General features: G+C 36.7%; 21 protein-coding genes and 2 other annotated features. Of the genes, 3 read left to right on the plus strand and 18 right to left on the minus strand.

The window, feature by feature from the left end; translation table 11 throughout:
• Positions 1-94, plus strand: a 94-nt coding sequence (locus GYV61_RS07725; protein ID WP_147444110.1) for an IS3 family transposase, incomplete at its 5' end; no start/stop codon positions are given.
• Between the two features lie 138 nt (positions 95-232).
• Here GYV61_RS07725 and greA read toward each other — a convergent pair.
• From greA to GYV61_RS07750, 5 genes are all read right to left on the minus strand, one after another.
• A complete protein-coding gene (gene greA, locus GYV61_RS07730; protein ID WP_046325100.1) occupies positions 233-712 on the minus strand; it encodes a transcription elongation factor GreA in 480 nt (159 codons plus the stop codon).
• A 77-nt stretch (positions 713-789) separates the two neighbouring features.
• Positions 790-3,207, minus strand: a complete 2,418-nt coding sequence (pheT, locus tag GYV61_RS07735) for a phenylalanine--tRNA ligase subunit beta (protein WP_174795388.1) — start codon at positions 3,205-3,207, stop codon at positions 790-792.
• Positions 3,207-4,256, minus strand: coding sequence for a phenylalanine--tRNA ligase subunit alpha (gene pheS, locus GYV61_RS07740; protein ID WP_046325102.1), 1,050 nt, complete (start codon positions 4,254-4,256; stop codon positions 3,207-3,209). The genes pheT and pheS overlap by 1 nt, the downstream gene beginning before the upstream one ends.
• Before the next feature lie 40 nt (positions 4,257-4,296).
• Positions 4,297-4,502: a binding site (T-box leader), on the minus strand.
• Between the two features lie 48 nt (positions 4,503-4,550).
• Positions 4,551-4,901 carry a winged helix-turn-helix transcriptional regulator gene (locus tag GYV61_RS07745; RefSeq protein WP_046325103.1) on the minus strand — a complete coding sequence of 117 codons (351 nt, stop codon included), beginning with the start codon at positions 4,899-4,901 and terminating at the stop codon, positions 4,551-4,553.
• 78 nt (positions 4,902-4,979) lie between these two features.
• Positions 4,980-5,750, minus strand: a complete 771-nt coding sequence (locus tag GYV61_RS07750) for a TrmH family RNA methyltransferase (protein ID WP_174795389.1) — start codon at positions 5,748-5,750, stop codon at positions 4,980-4,982.
• Positions 5,751-5,841: 91 nt separating this feature from the next.
• On the opposite strand from GYV61_RS07750, the gene GYV61_RS07755 reads away from it, so the two are divergent.
• The gene (locus GYV61_RS07755; RefSeq protein ID WP_046325105.1) at positions 5,842-6,174 is read left to right on the plus strand and encodes an acylphosphatase; all 333 of its coding nucleotides are present in this window, start codon (positions 5,842-5,844) and stop codon (positions 6,172-6,174) included.
• 34 nt (positions 6,175-6,208) lie between these two features.
• Positions 6,209-7,174 (plus strand): membrane protein insertase YidC, encoded by a 966-nt coding sequence (gene yidC / locus GYV61_RS07760; protein ID WP_122037759.1) that lies wholly within the window; start codon positions 6,209-6,211, stop codon positions 7,172-7,174.
• A gap of 94 nt (positions 7,175-7,268) precedes the next feature.
• Here yidC and GYV61_RS07765 read toward each other — a convergent pair whose 3' ends face one another.
• From GYV61_RS07765 to GYV61_RS07825, 13 genes are all read right to left on the minus strand, one after another.
• A complete protein-coding gene (locus GYV61_RS07765; RefSeq protein WP_174795390.1) occupies positions 7,269-8,825 on the minus strand; it encodes a HAMP domain-containing sensor histidine kinase in 1,557 nt (518 codons plus the stop codon).
• Entirely contained in the window at positions 8,812-9,525 is a 714-nt protein-coding gene (locus GYV61_RS07770) for a response regulator transcription factor (RefSeq protein ID WP_046325108.1), read from the minus strand. The genes GYV61_RS07765 and GYV61_RS07770 overlap by 14 nt, the downstream gene beginning before the upstream one ends.
• A gap of 136 nt (positions 9,526-9,661) precedes the next feature.
• Entirely contained in the window at positions 9,662-10,234 is a 573-nt protein-coding gene (locus tag GYV61_RS07775; RefSeq protein ID WP_174795391.1) for a DUF177 domain-containing protein, read from the minus strand.
• Positions 10,235-11,389 (minus strand): nucleotidyltransferase, encoded by a 1,155-nt coding sequence (locus GYV61_RS07780; RefSeq protein ID WP_174795392.1) that lies wholly within the window; start codon positions 11,387-11,389, stop codon positions 10,235-10,237. It abuts the gene before it with no gap.
• A gap of 6 nt (positions 11,390-11,395) precedes the next feature.
• Entirely contained in the window at positions 11,396-11,743 is a 348-nt protein-coding gene (gene rsfS, locus GYV61_RS07785; RefSeq protein ID WP_174795393.1) for a ribosome silencing factor, read from the minus strand.
• Positions 11,744-11,751: 8 nt separating this feature from the next.
• Complete coding sequence (yqeK, locus tag GYV61_RS07790) at positions 11,752-12,348, minus strand: bis(5'-nucleosyl)-tetraphosphatase (symmetrical) YqeK (protein ID WP_046325112.1); 597 nt, start codon at positions 12,346-12,348, stop codon at positions 11,752-11,754.
• Positions 12,341-12,982 (minus strand): nicotinate-nucleotide adenylyltransferase, encoded by a 642-nt coding sequence (locus tag GYV61_RS07795; protein WP_046325113.1) that lies wholly within the window; start codon positions 12,980-12,982, stop codon positions 12,341-12,343. Before GYV61_RS07795 ends, yqeK begins: the two co-directional genes overlap by 8 nt.
• An 8-nt stretch (positions 12,983-12,990) precedes the next feature.
• Positions 12,991-14,106, minus strand: coding sequence for a ribosome biogenesis GTPase YqeH (gene yqeH / locus GYV61_RS07800; RefSeq protein WP_174795394.1), 1,116 nt, complete (start codon positions 14,104-14,106; stop codon positions 12,991-12,993).
• Entirely contained in the window at positions 14,099-14,623 is a 525-nt protein-coding gene (locus GYV61_RS07805) for a YqeG family HAD IIIA-type phosphatase (RefSeq protein ID WP_046325115.1), read from the minus strand. Before GYV61_RS07805 ends, yqeH begins: the two co-directional genes overlap by 8 nt.
• Positions 14,624-14,730: 107 nt before the next feature.
• Positions 14,731-15,087, minus strand: coding sequence for a 50S ribosomal protein L20 (rplT, locus tag GYV61_RS07810; RefSeq protein ID WP_034980161.1), 357 nt, complete (start codon positions 15,085-15,087; stop codon positions 14,731-14,733).
• 36 nt (positions 15,088-15,123) lie between these two features.
• A complete protein-coding gene (rpmI, locus tag GYV61_RS07815) occupies positions 15,124-15,324 on the minus strand; it encodes a 50S ribosomal protein L35 (RefSeq protein WP_034980158.1) in 201 nt (66 codons plus the stop codon).
• A 21-nt stretch (positions 15,325-15,345) separates the two neighbouring features.
• Positions 15,346-15,858: a translation initiation factor IF-3 gene (gene infC, locus GYV61_RS07820; RefSeq protein WP_046325116.1), complete on the minus strand. Its 513-nt coding sequence runs from the start codon at positions 15,856-15,858 to the stop codon at positions 15,346-15,348.
• A 37-nt stretch (positions 15,859-15,895) separates the two neighbouring features.
• Positions 15,896-16,007: a sequence feature (ribosomal protein L20 leader region), on the minus strand.
• A gap of 73 nt (positions 16,008-16,080) precedes the next feature.
• Complete coding sequence (locus GYV61_RS07825; RefSeq protein ID WP_174795395.1) at positions 16,081-16,734, minus strand: amino acid ABC transporter permease; 654 nt, start codon at positions 16,732-16,734, stop codon at positions 16,081-16,083.
• Between the last annotated feature and the right edge of the window lies 1 nt (position 16,735).

Below are 16,735 nucleotides of genomic sequence, written 5' to 3' on the forward strand. Positions count from 1 at the left end.
TTACGTTTACTGGTTCAATCATATTAGAAGATCAAACAAACTAAAATACACGACCCCGATCAAATATCGAAATCGTGCATTGAGTCTTGCGTAATATTAAAATGTCTAACTTTTTAGTTGCACTTCAAATCTAGAGGGTTAACTTCACGGTTACCGCTTCTTTTGTGGAAGGCTAACTGTTCTGGTCTTTTTGTTTTTATAAGCCTTAGCTAAAATAACTCTGTCAAACTAGTTATTTTTCTTCAACTTTATTAATTACTACATCAAATTTGCCACCAGGTGTTGAAATAGTTACTGTTTCACCTTTTTTCTTACCCAAAATTGCTTGTGCAATCGGTGAATCATTAGAAATCTTACCATTCATTGGATCTGATTCGTCACTACCAACAATTGTATATGTCTCCGGTTCATCTTCACCAACTTCAGTATAGGTAACAGTTTTACCTACAGCAACTTCATCAGGATCACTGGCATTAGCATCTACAACATGAGCGTACTTAAGCATGTCTTCAACAACGCTAATGCGGTCTTCAAGATGGCTTTGCTCATCTTTGGCTGCATCATATTCCGAGTTTTCGGATAAATCGCCATAAGAACGGGCAACCTTGATTCTTTCAATTACTTCTGGCCGCTTTACAACTTTTAAATTTTTTAATTCTGCTTCAAGTTTTTCTTTACCTTCAGCAGTCATCGGATATGATTTTTCAGGCATAAAACTTTCTACTCCTTAAAGTTAAAATTCTTTTTGCATTGGTCTATGATATTCACTTAAACGTTTAATGTCAATAATTAACGTATTTCTACTTTAAGTTGTTTTTCAAGACTAGCATCAATAGAATTCATTGCTTTATTAACGATTTCATCAGTTAATGTGTCATTTTCATTGAGAAATGTTAAACGATAAGCAAAGCTCTTTTTATCTTCAGCAATGTGAGAACCGCGATAGACATCAATAATACGGAGGTTATAAAGATATTTTCCACCATTTGCTTTAATAACATCCTCAACAGCTTGATTAGTTACATCATTATCTACTAAGATTGACAGATCGCGTTCAACTGCAGGAAACTTAGGAGCGCTTTGAGCTGTAGTCTGCGGATTAAGAATTAACGGAATAATGTCATCAAGATTTAATTCGTAGCCGTAAATTTCGCTATCTTTCATTGCCTTATTAGATTGGGTCACTGGACGATCCAGCATACCAATCATGCCCACATATTTGTTTTTAATGTAAATGCCGGCTGTTCTAGTAGGATGCATGTACATGATTACTTCAGCCCGGTATTCAACATCATTCAAATTAATTCCCAGAGCTAAGAACAGATTAGTCAATTGACCTTTAACATAAAAGAAATCAATTTTTTCATTATCATTCTGCCAGTTTTCAAAATAAACGTTACCGCTATACAGTGCAGCTAAATGTTCATGCTCATTATATTTGTTATTTTCAAAATCATAGACACGTCCTTGTTCAAAAATTGCTAACTGATTTTGCTTACGTGCCATATTGTAGCTCGCGGCATCGACCAAACCCGTCATTAAGTTTTGTCTTAAAGTTGAACGATTGGAATTCAACGGCATTTGGACTGCAACGGGCTTTTTAGGTTCCTTGGAAAAGCCAATTGCTTTTTCAAGCGAGGTTAATGAATAGGAAATAGCTTCAATTAAGCCTTGACCTTGAACTACATTTTTAATACGTCTAATAGTTTCTTCTTTTTTAGAATAGCCGCCATGTGTTTCTGCTAGGACCGGCTGGGTAGACTTAATATTATCATAGCCGTATAAACGTCCTACTTCCTCAACCAGATCAGCAGGAATAGCAATATCCCAGCGCCTTGCGGGTACATCGACAATTAAATTGTCACCGTTAATTTCAATTTTAAAATTCAAGCGGGCAAAAATGGCAGCAATTTCTGAGGAAGAAATGTCAGTACCTAATACTCTATTGATATAAGAGATTGTTGTGGTAATTTTGGTAGGTTTGCGTTTTTCAGAACTGCCTGTAATGACGCCTTCATTAATGGTGCCAGAGGCATCATTGCGTAAAAGAAGCGCAGCCATATCTAACGCCCTGGTAGTAGCATCCCAGTTAACGCCTTTTTCATAACGACTAGAGGCTTCTGTTCTATTGGCATGGCGCAGAGCGGCTTTCCTAATTAAAGTAGGATCAAAAATAGCAGATTCTAACAATACATCTGTAGTGTCTGGTTCAATTTCTGAATTAAGACCTCCCATTACACCTGCCATCATTACCACATCTTCACCATTGGTGATGACAATGTCGTTAGGATCAAGATCAACTTCTTTGTTATTTAACAAAGTTAGTTTTTCATCTTTGTTAGCTTTTCTAACTACTAGTTTGTTGGTCTTAAAAGCGCGCGCATCATAACTATGCATCGGTTGACCGGTTAAAAGCATAATATAGTTGGTCACATCAACCACATTGTTAATAGGTCTTATTCCCGCATTCCAAAGTCGTCTTTGGAGCCATAGAGGGCTGTCAGCAATTTTGACATTACTAATTTTACGCAAGTAAAATTTAGGTGCAAGCTGGGAATCAACATCGACAGTAAAATCGTTGGCCCAATTTGGGCCATCTTCTTTAACAACTACGTCTTCAACTTTAACCGGTACATCAGTGATGGCGCCAACTTCATACGCCGAGCCTTCCATTGACAATGTGTCCGCACGATTAGGAGTAATGTCAAAGTCAAAAATATAGTCATCCATTCCCAGTAGTTCAAAAGCTGAATCTCCGGGTTTTATTTCCGCATCCTGTGGCAAAACATAGATACCATCCGTGTACTTTTCTGGTACCAAATTATCTGGAAAACCTATTTCTTGTAAGCCACAAATCATACCGTTTGATTCATTGCCCCGCAATTTAGTTTTCTTGATTTTAACATTATCGGCAATTCTAGCACCCGGTAAAGCTACCACAACGTCTTCTCCGGCAGCCACATTAGGAGCTCCGCAAACAATTTGGTATGGTTCTGCTTCTCCTACATCAACGTGAGTTAAATTTAAGTGCGTACCAGAAATTGGTTTGCAGTCAATAATATGACCCACTACCAACTTCTTCATACCATCTTCAGGGTGTTTAACTTCTGCTACTTCAACACCTGTCCGAGTTATTTTTTCAGCCAAATCATTAGGATCCTGGTCCAACTTAATAAAATCCTTTAGCCAATTGTATGAAACTAGCATTATCTTTCCTCCCTACTGAACTGTTCCAAGAAGCGGACATCATTTGTGTAAAAATCACGAATGTCATCAATACCATATTTAAGAATAGCGAAACGATCCAATCCTACACCAAAGGCAAAACCTCCATATACATTGGAATCAATTCCAGCATTTTCTATCACGTTAGGGTGAACCATTCCGGCACCTAAAACTTCAATCCAACCTGTATATTTACAAATTGAACAGCCTTTGCCATTGCAATTGAAGCAGGAAACGTCCATTTCTACAGAAGGTTCAGTAAAAGGAAAGTAACTAGGACGAAGGCGGGTTTCGCGATCTTGACCAAAAACATGTTTGGCCATTAGTTCTAGAGTTCCCTTTAAGTCCCCCATCGTAATGTTCTTATCAACTACTAAGCCTTCCATCTGCATAAACTGATGGGAGTGAGTGGCATCATCATCATCGCGACGATACACTTTACCGGGTCCCACCATTTTTAAAGGACCTTTAGCAAAATCATGTTTTTCCAGAACTCGTGCCTGATCACCTGAAGTTTGTGAACGCAATAAGTTATCAGAATCAATGTAGAAAGTTTCCTGCATGTCCCTTGCCGGATGGTCTTTAGGCAAGTTCATCATTTCAAAGCAGTAGTGGTCAGTTTCAATTTCTGGTCCCTGCACAACTTCATAACCCATACCAATAAAGTACTTTTCCAGGTCATCCAAAATAATATTAATTGGGTGCTTAGCACCAAGGTGCATTTCCCGTCCGGGTAAGGTAACGTCTATTTTTTCTTTGTTTAACTGCTCTTCAACTAATGCCTCTACTATCTCTGTTTTGGCGTCATCCAGCTTGCTGTTAAAAAGATCACGTAATTTATTAACACGTTGTCCTACTTCACGTCTATCACTGGGATCAATATCTTTCATTGAATGGAGGATTTCAGTTAATTCACTTTTGCGACCAGTTAATTTAACGCGAACATCATTTAACATTTCCTCGTTCTTAGCCTTATCGATCTCTACCAGACCTTTTTCACGCAGCTCTTTTAACCTGTCAAACAAGTCCATAAAAATTTTCCTTTCAAATCAAACAAAAAAGCTTCATCCCAAAAGGGACGAAGCTTCGCGGTACCACCCTAGTTTGGACAACAAAAATGTCCACACTTTCAATTTCGCTAACGGTGAATACCGGAATGGATTAGATTCTACTAGTAAGATGAAATTCACAGTTCCGTTTAAACTTTTCTTTCAGCTCAATAAAAAAGTTTCTCTGACTAAATGATTGCTGCTACTAGTCTTACTCTTTGTAATTAGTTAATAGAATATAACTTTTTGGAAAAACATGCAAGCGAATATGCAAAATTAAACCCATTTATCAGCCCAACCATGGATCTGATCGAAAACGGGTTTTAACTCTGCCCCTTTTTTGGTTAGACTATAAGAGATAATCTTTGTTTTGCTATCAACGGAGCGATTAACAATATTTTCCTTTTCCAGCTCCTTCAGTCTTTCAACCAAAACACGATCAGAGCAAGGCAATACACATTGAGCCAAGTCTTTAAAGCGCATATAATCACCAGCACATAAAGAACTAATGATTAGTCCATTCCACTTTTTGCCAATAATTTTGAATGCGTTAATAAAATGTTCGCAGTATTCGTAATTAGGAGCACCACAATCCGCACAGCGTTTGTCCTTAATACCTTGAGTCATGATATCGTCCTCCCACAAGAAAGCTTAACTTTGTCTTTTATTATATTAAATATACTTACTAAAAACAAGTGTTAGCAGTTAAGCAAAATAATAGATTATAATACCCGCAGCTACGGCTGCATTTAAAGATTCAGCTTTGCCCTTAATAGGAATATATAACTTTTCATCACTCATTTCTGCTATTTCTGAAGTAACACCATGAGCTTCGTTGCCAATAACCAAACCTAATTGGGGCACCTTATTAAACTGAGACAATTGCTTAGCATTTTTATCCAGCATACTAGAATATACAGGTATCGAATTATCTTGCATTTCTTTAATAACCTCTGTTAGATCCTGCATAATTAATTTAACATGAAACTGACTGCCTTGCATTGCCCTTTGAGTTTTAGGATTATAGATATCAACACTTGCAGGAGAAAAAACAACACCATCAAAGCCAGCAGCATCTGCCGTCCTGATAATGGTACCTACATTACCAGGATCAGCCAAATGGTCTAAAAGAACCCACTTGCCAAAATTAACCTGATAGTCATGAGGTTGGGCAATTTTTAAGACCATAAAAATATCCTGCGAATTTTTGGTACTAGAAAGGTGATAAGCAATAGCCGAATTTATGATAAAAGTTTTCTTACTGGTTATTACTTCAGGAAAATTTTCTTTAATTTTAGTGATTGCCGCAGCACTTCCTAGCAGATAAAGGTATTTTTCTCCTGCTTTGAGTGCTTCTTCAATTAGGTGAAAACCTTCAATTAAGTATAAATTGTTTTTCTGGCGATACTTTTTTTGTTTTAATTTAGATAAATCTTTTATTAAATTATTGTTTACCGAACTTATTTGTTCTAGCATCTTGAAATCTTCTTTCGTTTTTATCAATATATTTTTTAATTTGAAGCTGCTAAAATGTTAAAATCAAGGAAGCAGTATAGGAAGGATTATTATGGGATTTTTTAACAAACATAAAATTAAAAGAGAAAGCAATCCGACCAATGAAACAAGAGAAACCTGGCAATTAACTATCTCAGGTATCGTTCAAGGAGTTGGCTTTCGCTGGAGCGTTTTAAACCTTGCTAAAAAGATGGGATTAGATGGAAACGTGCGCAATAACAGTGATGAAACAGTCACAATTACTTTACAAGCTGAACTGGACAGAGTCAATCAGTTTTGCTCTGAATTACCCAAAAATATTTCGCAATTTGCCCGAATTTCAACTATCAAGAAAGAAAAACTGATAAAAGTAGGCAAAATAACTGGTTTTCATGTATTATATTAGTTATTGGCAAAAAAATAATAATTGGGTGAGTTGAATGAAAAAATTTCGTAAATATATCGGATTAATTGCTATTTGTTTGGCAGTCATGCTAATTGTCACTGCTTGTGCACAGAGTGGCGGAGCTAATAAGCCACCGACGGGCTTTATATATGGGTCAATTTATAAGTTTATCGGCAAGCCTATGCAAAATATCATGCTCTACTTTTCCAATATCATAGGTGGAGCAAATGGAGCTGGCTGGGCTATTATCTTAATGACCCTTGTAGTTAGAATGATTCTTTTGCCTCTAATGCTTAATCAACAAAAGAAATCAACTACACAACAAGAGAAAATGTCTCGTTTACAACCGCAGATGAAATTAATTCAGGATACTATGAAACGTAAGGATCTGAATCAGGATCAACAAATGACCTTGGCAGGTTGGCAGCGAGAACTCTACTCTAAAAACCATTTATCTCTGACCGGTGGGATGGGTTGTTTGCCACTGATTATCCAGTTCCCTATTATGATTGGTATTTATGATGCTGTAATGTATTCCAAGAGCTTGGCTAGTTCATCATTTTTCGGTATCTCCTTAAGTAGCAGATCAATTTCAGTCACGATTTTTGCTACAATTTTTGCTTTTGCACAAGGATATCTTTCATTGGTGGGAATTCCCCAAGAACAAAAGAAGCAGATGCAGTCAATGATGCTCATGAACCCTATTATGACACTCTTTATCTGTCTTTCCGTTTCAGGTTCCGTTGCCCTGTATTGGGCTGCCGGCAACTTTTTCTCTATTATTCAGCAATTGCTGGTAACATATATCATCACGCCAAAAGTTAAGAAAGAAGTAGATGAAGAATTAAAGCGGGAACCTATTACTGAAGTAGTGACTAAAGAGAAAGTTAATGAATTGCTTAATTCACAAGTAAGTTCTCCAGTGCAAACTGAAGAAACCAAAGAATTGCATGAATCCTTACGTAATCGTAACAAAGGTAAGCAACAAAAACGGCCTTAACTGATAAAAGGTATTAAAAAAGACCTGTAGATGTCATAGCATGTTTGTAACTCGCCAAGCATACTAACTGACATACAGGCCTTTTTTATTTATTTTATTTTTTGCTTTTTTCAGCTTCTTCACGCTTGCGCAGCCTTTCAGCCTGAGATTTCGAAAGAGCCGGGAAGTCCATCATAAACTGACTACCTTGTCCCTCAACAGAATCGACGCTAATTTTACCGTGATAACTAGTAACTAATTTTTGAGCAATTGATAAACCTAAACCATTACCGCCTTTTTCTCTGGTTCTAGCTTTATCCACTCTATAAAAGCGGTTAAAGATTTTACTTTGTTCTTTTTTGGAAATTCCTTCACCATAGTCTTGCACTATAATGTGAACTTCATCCTGTGACAAGCCAGCTGACACATTCATTTCTTTACGATCCGTAGAGTATTTAACACCGTTGTCAATTAATATGACAAGGAGTTGTTCCAAGTGCCCTTGGTAAATCTGAATTTCTGTATCTTGAGGCAGATCATCCATATCTAACCTGATAGTAAAATCCTTGTGTACCAATGACATATCACCAACAACTCGTTTTAACACCTCTGAGACCTTGGTAACTGCATTAGGATATTGAACATTAATTTGCTCGGCACGAGTTAAGTCCAACATTTCCTGAATAAGATGCTGCATTCTTTTGGCTTCCTGCAGAGAAGCGTCGATAGATTCTGCTAAAATTTGGGGATCATCTTTACCCCAACGCTTGAGCATATTTAAATGTCCTTCAATAACAGCAACCGGTGTGCGTAATTCGTGAGAAACATCTCCCACAAACTCCTTTTGCTGATCAATATAGCGTTGCATACGATCAAGCATTTGGTTGAATGAAACCGCCAGTTCCTGCAATTCATCATGACGGTGAAAATCCCTGATCCTAGCAGTACTATTAGGATCATCATTTACTTCCAAAGCAACATGGGACATTTCCTTAACAGGTTTGACAATATCGCGCACTATTATGTAGGCAACTAATGTGAACAATACAACGGCTATCAATGAAATCCGTACCATCCACTTTAACAAATCCTTCATTAGGCCGTTATAGTATGACATTTTATTTTCAACAATAATATAGCCTGTGATTTTACCGGATTTAGCTGATCTCACTGTTTGGTAAGTTAGTAGCTCCTGTTTGCGTCTTCTAGTGACACGTGACATTTTATAATCATCCCGAAACTTTTTAAAAGCAGGGATTTTACCGCCATTATCAAAAACATCTTCTCCGTGTAAATTATAAACTACTACATTTAAATCAGGATTAGTTAATGAAGATAATAGGTCATCATTGAAAGCTCTATTGCCCTGTTGGTCAGATCTAATTGGAGGATTACCTCTCATTACTTCTCTAGCTGACGGTGTGAGAGCAAAAGAAACATTAGCTATCTGCAGTTCAGTTGGAATCCGTGTCAAAGTACTATTAAGTTTAGATATCATTTCATTTGAAGTCTGCTTTTGTTGCACCATGGATTGCTGGCCCACAAATGAGTATATTATTACAGAAAACACAACAAAAGAGACCATAATTGTCAAAGCCACGACAGTTACCCATCTCACGACCAGAGATGAGTGTTTGGTCTCCTTTTTCTTTTGGTTTTTATTCCTTTTCATCGTCCTCATCTCTTACCATGTATCCAGTCCCCCGAACTGTTTTGATATATGATTGCTTACCGGGAACGTCAATTTTATTGCGCAGATAACGCACATAAACTTCTACCACATTAGTTTCAATATTTGAACCGGGGCCCCAAATCTTAGCGAGCAATTGGTCACGGCTGACAACATTATTCTTATTCTTAATTAAAGTCATTAATAAGTTATATTCACGCTTAGTTAGGTCCACTGCTTTGCCATCACCACGGCGAACAATTCTATTTGCGGTTTCAATAGTAAGATCTTTAAACTTTACAACCTTTTTCTCTATCGAATCATCCGAAGCATCTTTTTCAATTTTTACTCGGCGTAAAACTGCACGCAGACGAGCTAAAAGCTCTTCAATTGCAAATGGCTTAACAATATAATCATCAGCTCCATGATCAAGACCCGAAACGCGATCAATGACGGAATCACGGGCGGTCATCATTATGATAGGAGTACTCTTTACCTGACGCACTCTGCGAGCTATTTCCAAGCCATTCAGGTCAGGCAGCATCAAGTCTAACAAAATCGCATCAAAGTCTTCTTTTAACGCTAAGTCCAAAGCTTTGCGTCCGTTGCCTTCAACAACTGTGTCATACTTTTCGTGTTTTAGTTCCAGCTCAACGAAACGTGCCAAATTCTTTTCATCTTCAACAATTAAGATTCTTGCCATTTTTATTCATCCTTTTTAAAATTTAATTTTGATTAATTTAATTTATATTGTTATTAACAAGTAAAGCATACTTTAAAAGTGCTTTTAAAACAAGATTAAAAACCAGCATTTTGCTAATACTGATTTTTTAACTAATTTAATTATCATTATTTCCGTTATGAATCTTTTCATTATTTTCATTAAAAAGATCTTTTAATTTAGCAAAAGCAGGATTGATTTGATCATCTTTCTTTTTATTAAAATCTTTTTCCGAAATGACTCTCCAACCTTTTCCTTCAGGATAAATGCCCTGTTCTTGCTCTTTGGTAGTTAAAATTGTTGTTGGGATATTTAGTAAAATGTTATCCTCAATTGCTTTTTGCAGATCAATAACTTCGTGCTCGACTTTGACAATCGGAATATCACTCTCATCAATCTCTTCTTTAGCTATCTCAACATCTGTATAATTTTCACTAAAATGAAAATCTTCTTTAAACTTAACAGGATCTAAGCTGCGACTGGATGGTACCAGAATATCTGCCTGTACCTGAAAATTGCCAGTGACAAATGGTTGATTATAAAATAAATCTCCAGTCAGTAGAACACTATCAACTCGATAGACTAAACCATGACTTCGCTTAATAAAATCATCTGCTACCTGCAAATCGCATTCAATATGAGTTACAGGTTCCTTACTATATTTGATCTGCGAATAATTCAGTTTTAACATTTAGACCTCCAATGGACGACGGCCAAAGTTTTGATCCACTTGCAGCAGTTGCTCAAAGAAGCGATCAACCCGAAGTTGCATCCTCATTGAGCCACTTTGAGTATTTTTCTGATCAACTTTAGAAATGATATCTGCAGGTGTTTCTTTTCTAATCCGTTTAAGATATTTCCTACCTACTTTACTGTATCCCAATAGCAAAAGTGATTCATGATTAAAACTGTCAATCATATCCTCTTGGGTCACATTCATCAAAGTATATAAACTTAGTCGTCGCAAGCGTGAATACGTATACCGTTTCGATTTTACTCTACGTAAAAACTCAGTAAACGTTTGTGCAGTATGTATTTCCTGCTTCATTTTATATTCCAGGCCTTCACTCATCTGATATATATTCTGCAATTCTGAAATTGAAGAGGATTCTAACCTGTATTTTAAAAATGGAAACAGCAGATTCCAATTGGGATAATTTTTTTGTTTAAAAAGTAATTTTACTTCTTTTTTAGGCATCCATTCTTCTAATGTAGAACTAACTTCATTATGCAAAATCATATTGCGAATTGCACTTGCACTTTGAACTACCTTATTACTTTGTAAAACATCGTCATGACCTGCTCCGATGCGGTTAATTGGATGTAAAACTAGAGGAGTACCTAAATTATGGTTGGCTACTGCATAAGCTAAAGCCAAAATCGCATTAGGTTCACTAACTTCATGACCAACTTCACGTGCTACCATCTGATTATATTGAGTTGAATAAGTCTGACTGTAATCATTAAAGTCCATGTGACTTTGAGGAATTTCCGCAATTTTACTACCCAAATAAGCATAATTTTGAGTAGCATCTTCAACTCCAAAAATTAAATCAGTAACGCCCACTTTTACCAATTGGTCGATGCTGCCGAGTGCAAATAAATCTGCAGGCTCAACTGAAGTGGAAAATGGCAGTTCAAATACCAAGTCAGCGCCACTAGCAAGTGCTGTCTGGGCGCGAGTCCACTTATCCATTATTGCCATTTCGCCGCGTTGAACGTAATTTCCAGACATGACGACAATGATCGGGTCTTTGCTTCCAGCTATATAACGAGCCTGATTCATTAAGAATTCATGCCCACTGTGAAAGGGATTATATTCTGCAATGATCCCAACTACACTCATGGTTAGCTAATCTTCCTTTAATTCTAATTTTTTACCATTGACCCATAATTTTTCAACATTATAAAAATCACGAGCATCTTCAGTAAAAACATTTACGACAACATCGCCCAAGTCAAGTAAAAGCCAGTTGGATTCACTCGTACCTTCAACACGGTAATCATAATAATTATGTTTGTGAGCTTCGTCAATAATTGCATTGGCTATTGCGTGCAACTGTCTGTTTGAGCCCGCACTAGTAACTACGTAATAATCTGCTAAAATACTATGTCCTTGCATATCGTAAGCTACTGTATCTTCTCCATGACGGTCGCCAATTGCTTTTAACGTAAAAGCCAATAATTCTTTGCTAGTCATTTTTCTCCTTATTCATTAATACCCCAAACGTTATATGCGTCTAAAGTACGGGGATAGATTTTATTCCTTTTATCAATTAAAAATTTAAGAGTGTGTGCTAACTGGTAGCCAACTCCCTGGTTAATATTAGCATAAGTTATTTTACGCGCTTCTTCAACACCTGGAAATGATCTGCCTGGTTCAATATAATCAGCCATGAACACAATTTTATCTAAAGTTGTCATTTCAACGTCAGCAGTAGTATGTTTGCGGACTGCAGTTAGTATTTCCGGATCATTAATCTTTAAATCTCTTTGGATAAAATAGGTACCAACAATACCGTGCCAAATGCTCCGATTCCAATTTAACAGGTCCTGATCGAAGCCTTGTGTTTTAATCACTTCACGATATTCATCAACTGCAACTTGTTTAGCATAATCATGAATAAACCCGGCTAAAGCTGCCTTATCTACATCATAGTGGTTAAGCTCGGCCAATTTACGTGCAGTTTTACTGACTCCTATACAGTGTTCAAAGCGGTCAGCAGTCATATTGCTCTTTTCCTTAGCAATAATTTCAGAACTTGATAAAGAAGAATATGTTTTCTTAAATACTAAATCAGTCATGATATAAACCCTTTTTATGAATATAATTTCTAACTGTATCAGGTACCAGATATCTGATTGAACCTCCAATTGCAATCGTTTGTCTAATCAAAGTCGAACTAATATCTATAGCTGGAGAATCAACCCAAATCATCGGCAATTTTGCTTTCTGAGGATAACCAGCCCTTTGAACACCCACTAAGGTTGCTAATTGAGCCAACTTTGTCGGTTCCTTCCATTCACCTAAATTATTGACTTGGTCACTACCCATGATCAAGTAATAATGGTTTTCAGGCTGAGTTTCACGTAAATATCTTAATGTGTCTACAGTATAAGATACTCCTCCACGATATAATTCAAACAGTTTTACCTGAAAACGGGGATTGTCTTGAGTACCTAACTCCAACATATTTGCCCTATCTTGAGCAGAAACACTGGGTTCATTTTTTAGCGGGGGCACATTAGTAGGAATAAACCAAATTTCATCTAAGTGTAATTTAGTCAATACCTGTTCAGCCACTATCAAATGACCGATATGAATAGGATTAAAAGTGCCACCAAAAATTCCGATCTGGCGACCCTTTTTAGGTGTCAATTTTTCTTCCGCTACAGCCACAGTAGGTGTTTTTTGATAATTTTTTGCAATAGCAATCATTATATCCTCTAAATTAAAGCTCGTCTAATACCCAGTCCGATTTTACCAGGTGTATAAATTTTAACTAAACAATCTGCAGGAACTGTAATAAAACCAATTCCTCCAAAAAGCAAGTCGCTTTTACTACCAGTATGATATTCCTGACCCTTTAAAAGAGGCAGCTTATCACTTTTTGCAGGTGGACTAAGTAATTCACCAATATGCTTTTCGTAAAAGCTGTCTGCGTTTTCGGTTTTAGTTCTGTGAATATACAATCCGCGTGCTGCATAAACTGTAAAACTTGCTTTTTTTCCTTTTAAATAGTCAACTCTGCCCAGACCAGCCAAAAATAAACTGTTTCCTGGACTAAGCTGAAAAGTAACCGGCTTAAGCTGTTTTTGAGGCGATATTAACTCCAGTTCCTGGGTGTTTAAGTGCGTAGCCAACTGATTCTTAGTCAAAATACCTGGTGTATCAACTAAAAAGTAACCATTCGTTAGCGGAATTTCAATCTTATCAAGCGTGGTCCCGGGAAAACGTGAAGTAGTAATCAAATTTTGAATATCACCCATTTGCTCAATAATAGCATTAAGAAGAGTTGACTTTCCAACATTAGTCGTTCCGACAAAGTAGACATCTTGATCTCGGGAATTATGATCTAGGTAACTTATTAATTCCGGCAAGTTCTTTTTATTTTTAGCACTGACCAAAAAGATTTTTTTAGGGTATAATCCCATCCTATTAGCCTCTTGCCTCATCCAATCTTTAATTTTGCTTTGACGAGAATTCTGGGGAAAGAGATCAAATTTATTGCCCACTAAAATAAAATCATTATTACCTATAAAACGCTTGAGAGCCGAAAGCAAAGAGTTAGTAAAATCAAACAGATCTACCACATTAACGACCAAAGCTTTTTTTTCTGCTAACGAATTCAATAACTTTAAAAAGTCATCATTGTCCGCTTTGACTGGCATAATCTCATTATAATGACGCAAACGAAAGCAACGTTGACAATAAACGTCATTATCCTCATCTTTGCTTTCTCTTGCCTGCTTTAAACGTGCAGCCGGAAGATAACCGGCTTCTTCTACATTATCAGATTGAAGAACAGCACCACAACCAATACATATAATTTGGTCATCCATTTTTGATAGTCTCCTTAAATTTAACGGGATGTGATAAGCCCAAAAGGAAAAAAATAATTTTTTCAAAAAAACGATTAATACGGGTATTCCATTTATCTGTTTCAATAAGAGGTTTTACTAACACCGATTCTACCCCAGCTAGATTTCCTGCCTGAATATCAGTAATTAGCTGATCACCTACCATCATGACTTGTTCTTTTCTTAAACCCATACTTTTCCTTTTGCGGGTGATCGCAAAAGGCAGTGGCTTTTTGGATTTAGCAACAAAGTCTATATGATAAGGATTCAATACTTTACCCACTCTTTCAGCATTGTTATTAGAAATCACAACAAGCTTAATTTTAGCATGCTCTAACTTCTTATTGAAACTATTCATTTTTTCTGCAGTTTCAAACTCGTTCCAAGCCAAAAGAGTATTATCTAAATCTGAAAAAACAGCTTTGATGCCCATTTTATGCAGCTCAGCAGTATTTAAATGATAAATTGTATCAATCGTATAGCGAGGTCTGAATAACATGCAAAATTCCCTTCATCATATCCATTGCACTAGTTTAATATACCAAATTATCAGCTGCAAGTGCTAAATTTTGACATAAAAAAACAGCGCCATAAGCGCTATTTTGGTTAATTTAAAGCCTTCTTAGCAGTTTCTGCTAATTTTGCAAAGGTCTTTGAATCGTTATAAGCAATATCAGCTAACATCTTACGGTTAATATCAACACCAGCTAATTTCAAGCCGTGCATTAACTTAGAATATGAAATATCATTTTGTCTTGCTGCAGCATTGATTCTGGCAATCCATAACTTTCTGAAGTCGCTCTTACGTCTTCTTCTGTCACGAAATGCATATCTGTAAGATACAAATAACTGTGTACTTGCAGCCTTAAATTGCATATGCTTTGCGCCACGGTAACCCTTGGCAAGCTTCATAATCTTTTTACGACGTTTACGTGTAACTGTTCCACCCTTAACTCTTGGCATCTAAAATTCCTCCTAAATATCGTTTGATTGATGTAATTAACGCATTTGAGAGAGCATCTGTTTGATGCGCTTCAAGTCGCTGCGTGAAACCATTGCAGCCTTTCTCAAATGACGACGTTGTTTCTTAGTCTTGCCGTGGAAACGGTGGCCGGTAAAAGCGTGATGACGCTTTAATTGACCAGAAGCAGTTCTCTTAAAACGCTTAGCAGAAGCGCGGTGGGTTTTCATTTTTGGCATTTTCTAATTCCTCCAAATTAACTAATTATTTTTGTCACTCTTCGGAGCGAGCATTAAGAACATTGAACGGCCTTCCATCTTAGGTTTGCTAACTACAGTAGCAATATCGGATGTAGCTTCAGCCATTTTTTCCAATACTTCACGACCTAGTTCCTTATGAGTGATTGCTCGACCTCTGAACCTGATCGAAACGCGTACTTTAGCACCTTCTTTAGTGATAAATTTACGCGCATGTTTTAACTTAGTGTTAAAATCGTTACCCTCAATCGTTGGACTTAAACGGATTTCTTTGACACTGACCGTTTTAGACTTTTTACGGGACTCTTTAACCTTCTTTTGTTGCTGGAAACGGTACTTACCATAGTCCATGATACGAGCAACAGGTGGCTTGGCATTAGGCGAAATTAGAACTAAATCTAAATTTGCAACACTTGCTTGGCGTAAAGCCTCAGTTTTAGTAACAACACCAACTTGTTCACCATCTTCATTAATTAAACGAACTTCGCGAGCGCGAATTTGATCGTTCAATATCAAATTCCTTGGAATAATTCTTCACCTCCGTGTTAATCTGAGGACAAGAAAAAGACGGGTAAACTTTACCCGCCCTTAATCAACAGAAAATATCGATCAGCCTAGAGGTCAACTTAACTTAGGCGAGAAGCGGGAAGCTTCTTCTTGTTCTCAACTAAAATGATTATACTCGTCTTCAGTATACGTGTCAATAAGATAAATCTCAAAATAAAGTTTTTGCTTTATCTATACTAAACGCTTATTAAGTTTATTACCAACTACAGATAATGTAAAGCAGATGATAAAATATAAAAACGTTAAAGCCGCAAACATTGGCACAATATAATTAGCATTTTGACCATAGATGACTTGCGCATGTTGCATAAGTTCAGGGACAACAATAATAGTTGCTAAAGAAGTATCCTTAATTAAAGAAACAAACTGTCCAATAATAGTAGGTATCATGTGCCGATAGGCCTGTGGCAAAACAACATGCCATAATGACTGCACAAATGTCATCCCGGTTGATCTGGCTCCTTCAATTTGGCCAATTGCTACTGATTGAATACCAGAGCGGACAATTTCTGCAATCATGCTGGACTCAAAGATTGTCATAGCAATAATTGCTGATAAAATTGCCCCTGGTCTGAGGCCAATATTTGGTAACCCAAAATAAGTAAAAAAGATAATTAATAATAGAGGTAGATTTCTAACTAAATCAATAATAAAGCCTACAATTGCCGAAACAAATTTAATCTTAGCATAGCGAATTATTCCTAGGACTGAACCTAAAATGAAACTCAATACAATTGCAAAAATCGAAATAAATAATGTAACAGCCAGACCTTTTAACAAAAAGCCAAAGTTTAACCATGATAGGGCATTAATCCATGTTTGCATT

The sequence above is a fragment of the Lactobacillus melliventris genome (genome assembly GCF_013346935.1).
In the GTDB taxonomy this organism is placed as follows: Bacteria; Bacillota; Bacilli; order Lactobacillales; family Lactobacillaceae; genus Lactobacillus.

Bases quoted from the DNA above. Each gene is read 5' to 3' on its own strand.
- rpmI (WP_034980158.1), bottom strand. From the start codon at position 15,324: ATGCCAAAAATGAAAACCCACCGCGCTTCTGCTAAGCGTTTTAAGAGA.
- yqeK (WP_046325112.1), bottom strand. From the start codon at position 12,348: ATGACTGATTTAGTATTTAAGAAAACATATTCTTCTTTATCAAGTTCT.
- GYV61_RS07780 (WP_174795392.1), bottom strand. From the start codon at position 11,389: ATGAGTGTAGTTGGGATCATTGCAGAATATAATCCCTTTCACAGTGGG.
- GYV61_RS07765 (WP_174795390.1), bottom strand. From the start codon at position 8,825: ATGAAAAGGAATAAAAACCAAAAGAAAAAGGAGACCAAACACTCATCT.
- GYV61_RS07750 (WP_174795389.1), bottom strand. From the start codon at position 5,750: ATGCTAGAACAAATAAGTTCGGTAAACAATAATTTAATAAAAGATTTA.
- GYV61_RS07770 (WP_046325108.1), bottom strand. From the start codon at position 9,525: ATGGCAAGAATCTTAATTGTTGAAGATGAAAAGAATTTGGCACGTTTC.
- greA (WP_046325100.1), bottom strand. From the start codon at position 712: ATGCCTGAAAAATCATATCCGATGACTGCTGAAGGTAAAGAAAAACTT.
- pheS (WP_046325102.1), bottom strand. From the start codon at position 4,256: ATGGACTTGTTTGACAGGTTAAAAGAGCTGCGTGAAAAAGGTCTGGTA.
- GYV61_RS07755 (WP_046325105.1), top strand. From the start codon at position 5,842: ATGGGATTTTTTAACAAACATAAAATTAAAAGAGAAAGCAATCCGACC.
- GYV61_RS07745 (WP_046325103.1), bottom strand. From the start codon at position 4,901: ATGACTCAAGGTATTAAGGACAAACGCTGTGCGGATTGTGGTGCTCCT.
- rsfS (WP_174795393.1), bottom strand. From the start codon at position 11,743: ATGACTAGCAAAGAATTATTGGCTTTTACGTTAAAAGCAATTGGCGAC.
- GYV61_RS07775 (WP_174795391.1), bottom strand. From the start codon at position 10,234: ATGTTAAAACTGAATTATTCGCAGATCAAATATAGTAAGGAACCTGTA.
- yqeH (WP_174795394.1), bottom strand. From the start codon at position 14,106: ATGGATGACCAAATTATATGTATTGGTTGTGGTGCTGTTCTTCAATCT.
- pheT (WP_174795388.1), bottom strand. From the start codon at position 3,207: ATGCTAGTTTCATACAATTGGCTAAAGGATTTTATTAAGTTGGACCAG.
- GYV61_RS07825 (WP_174795395.1), bottom strand. From the start codon at position 16,734: ATGCAAACATGGATTAATGCCCTATCATGGTTAAACTTTGGCTTTTTG.
- rplT (WP_034980161.1), bottom strand. From the start codon at position 15,087: ATGCCAAGAGTTAAGGGTGGAACAGTTACACGTAAACGTCGTAAAAAG.
- GYV61_RS07805 (WP_046325115.1), bottom strand. From the start codon at position 14,623: ATGTTATTCAGACCTCGCTATACGATTGATACAATTTATCATTTAAAT.
- GYV61_RS07795 (WP_046325113.1), bottom strand. From the start codon at position 12,982: ATGATTGCTATTGCAAAAAATTATCAAAAAACACCTACTGTGGCTGTA.
- yidC (WP_122037759.1), top strand. From the start codon at position 6,209: ATGAAAAAATTTCGTAAATATATCGGATTAATTGCTATTTGTTTGGCA.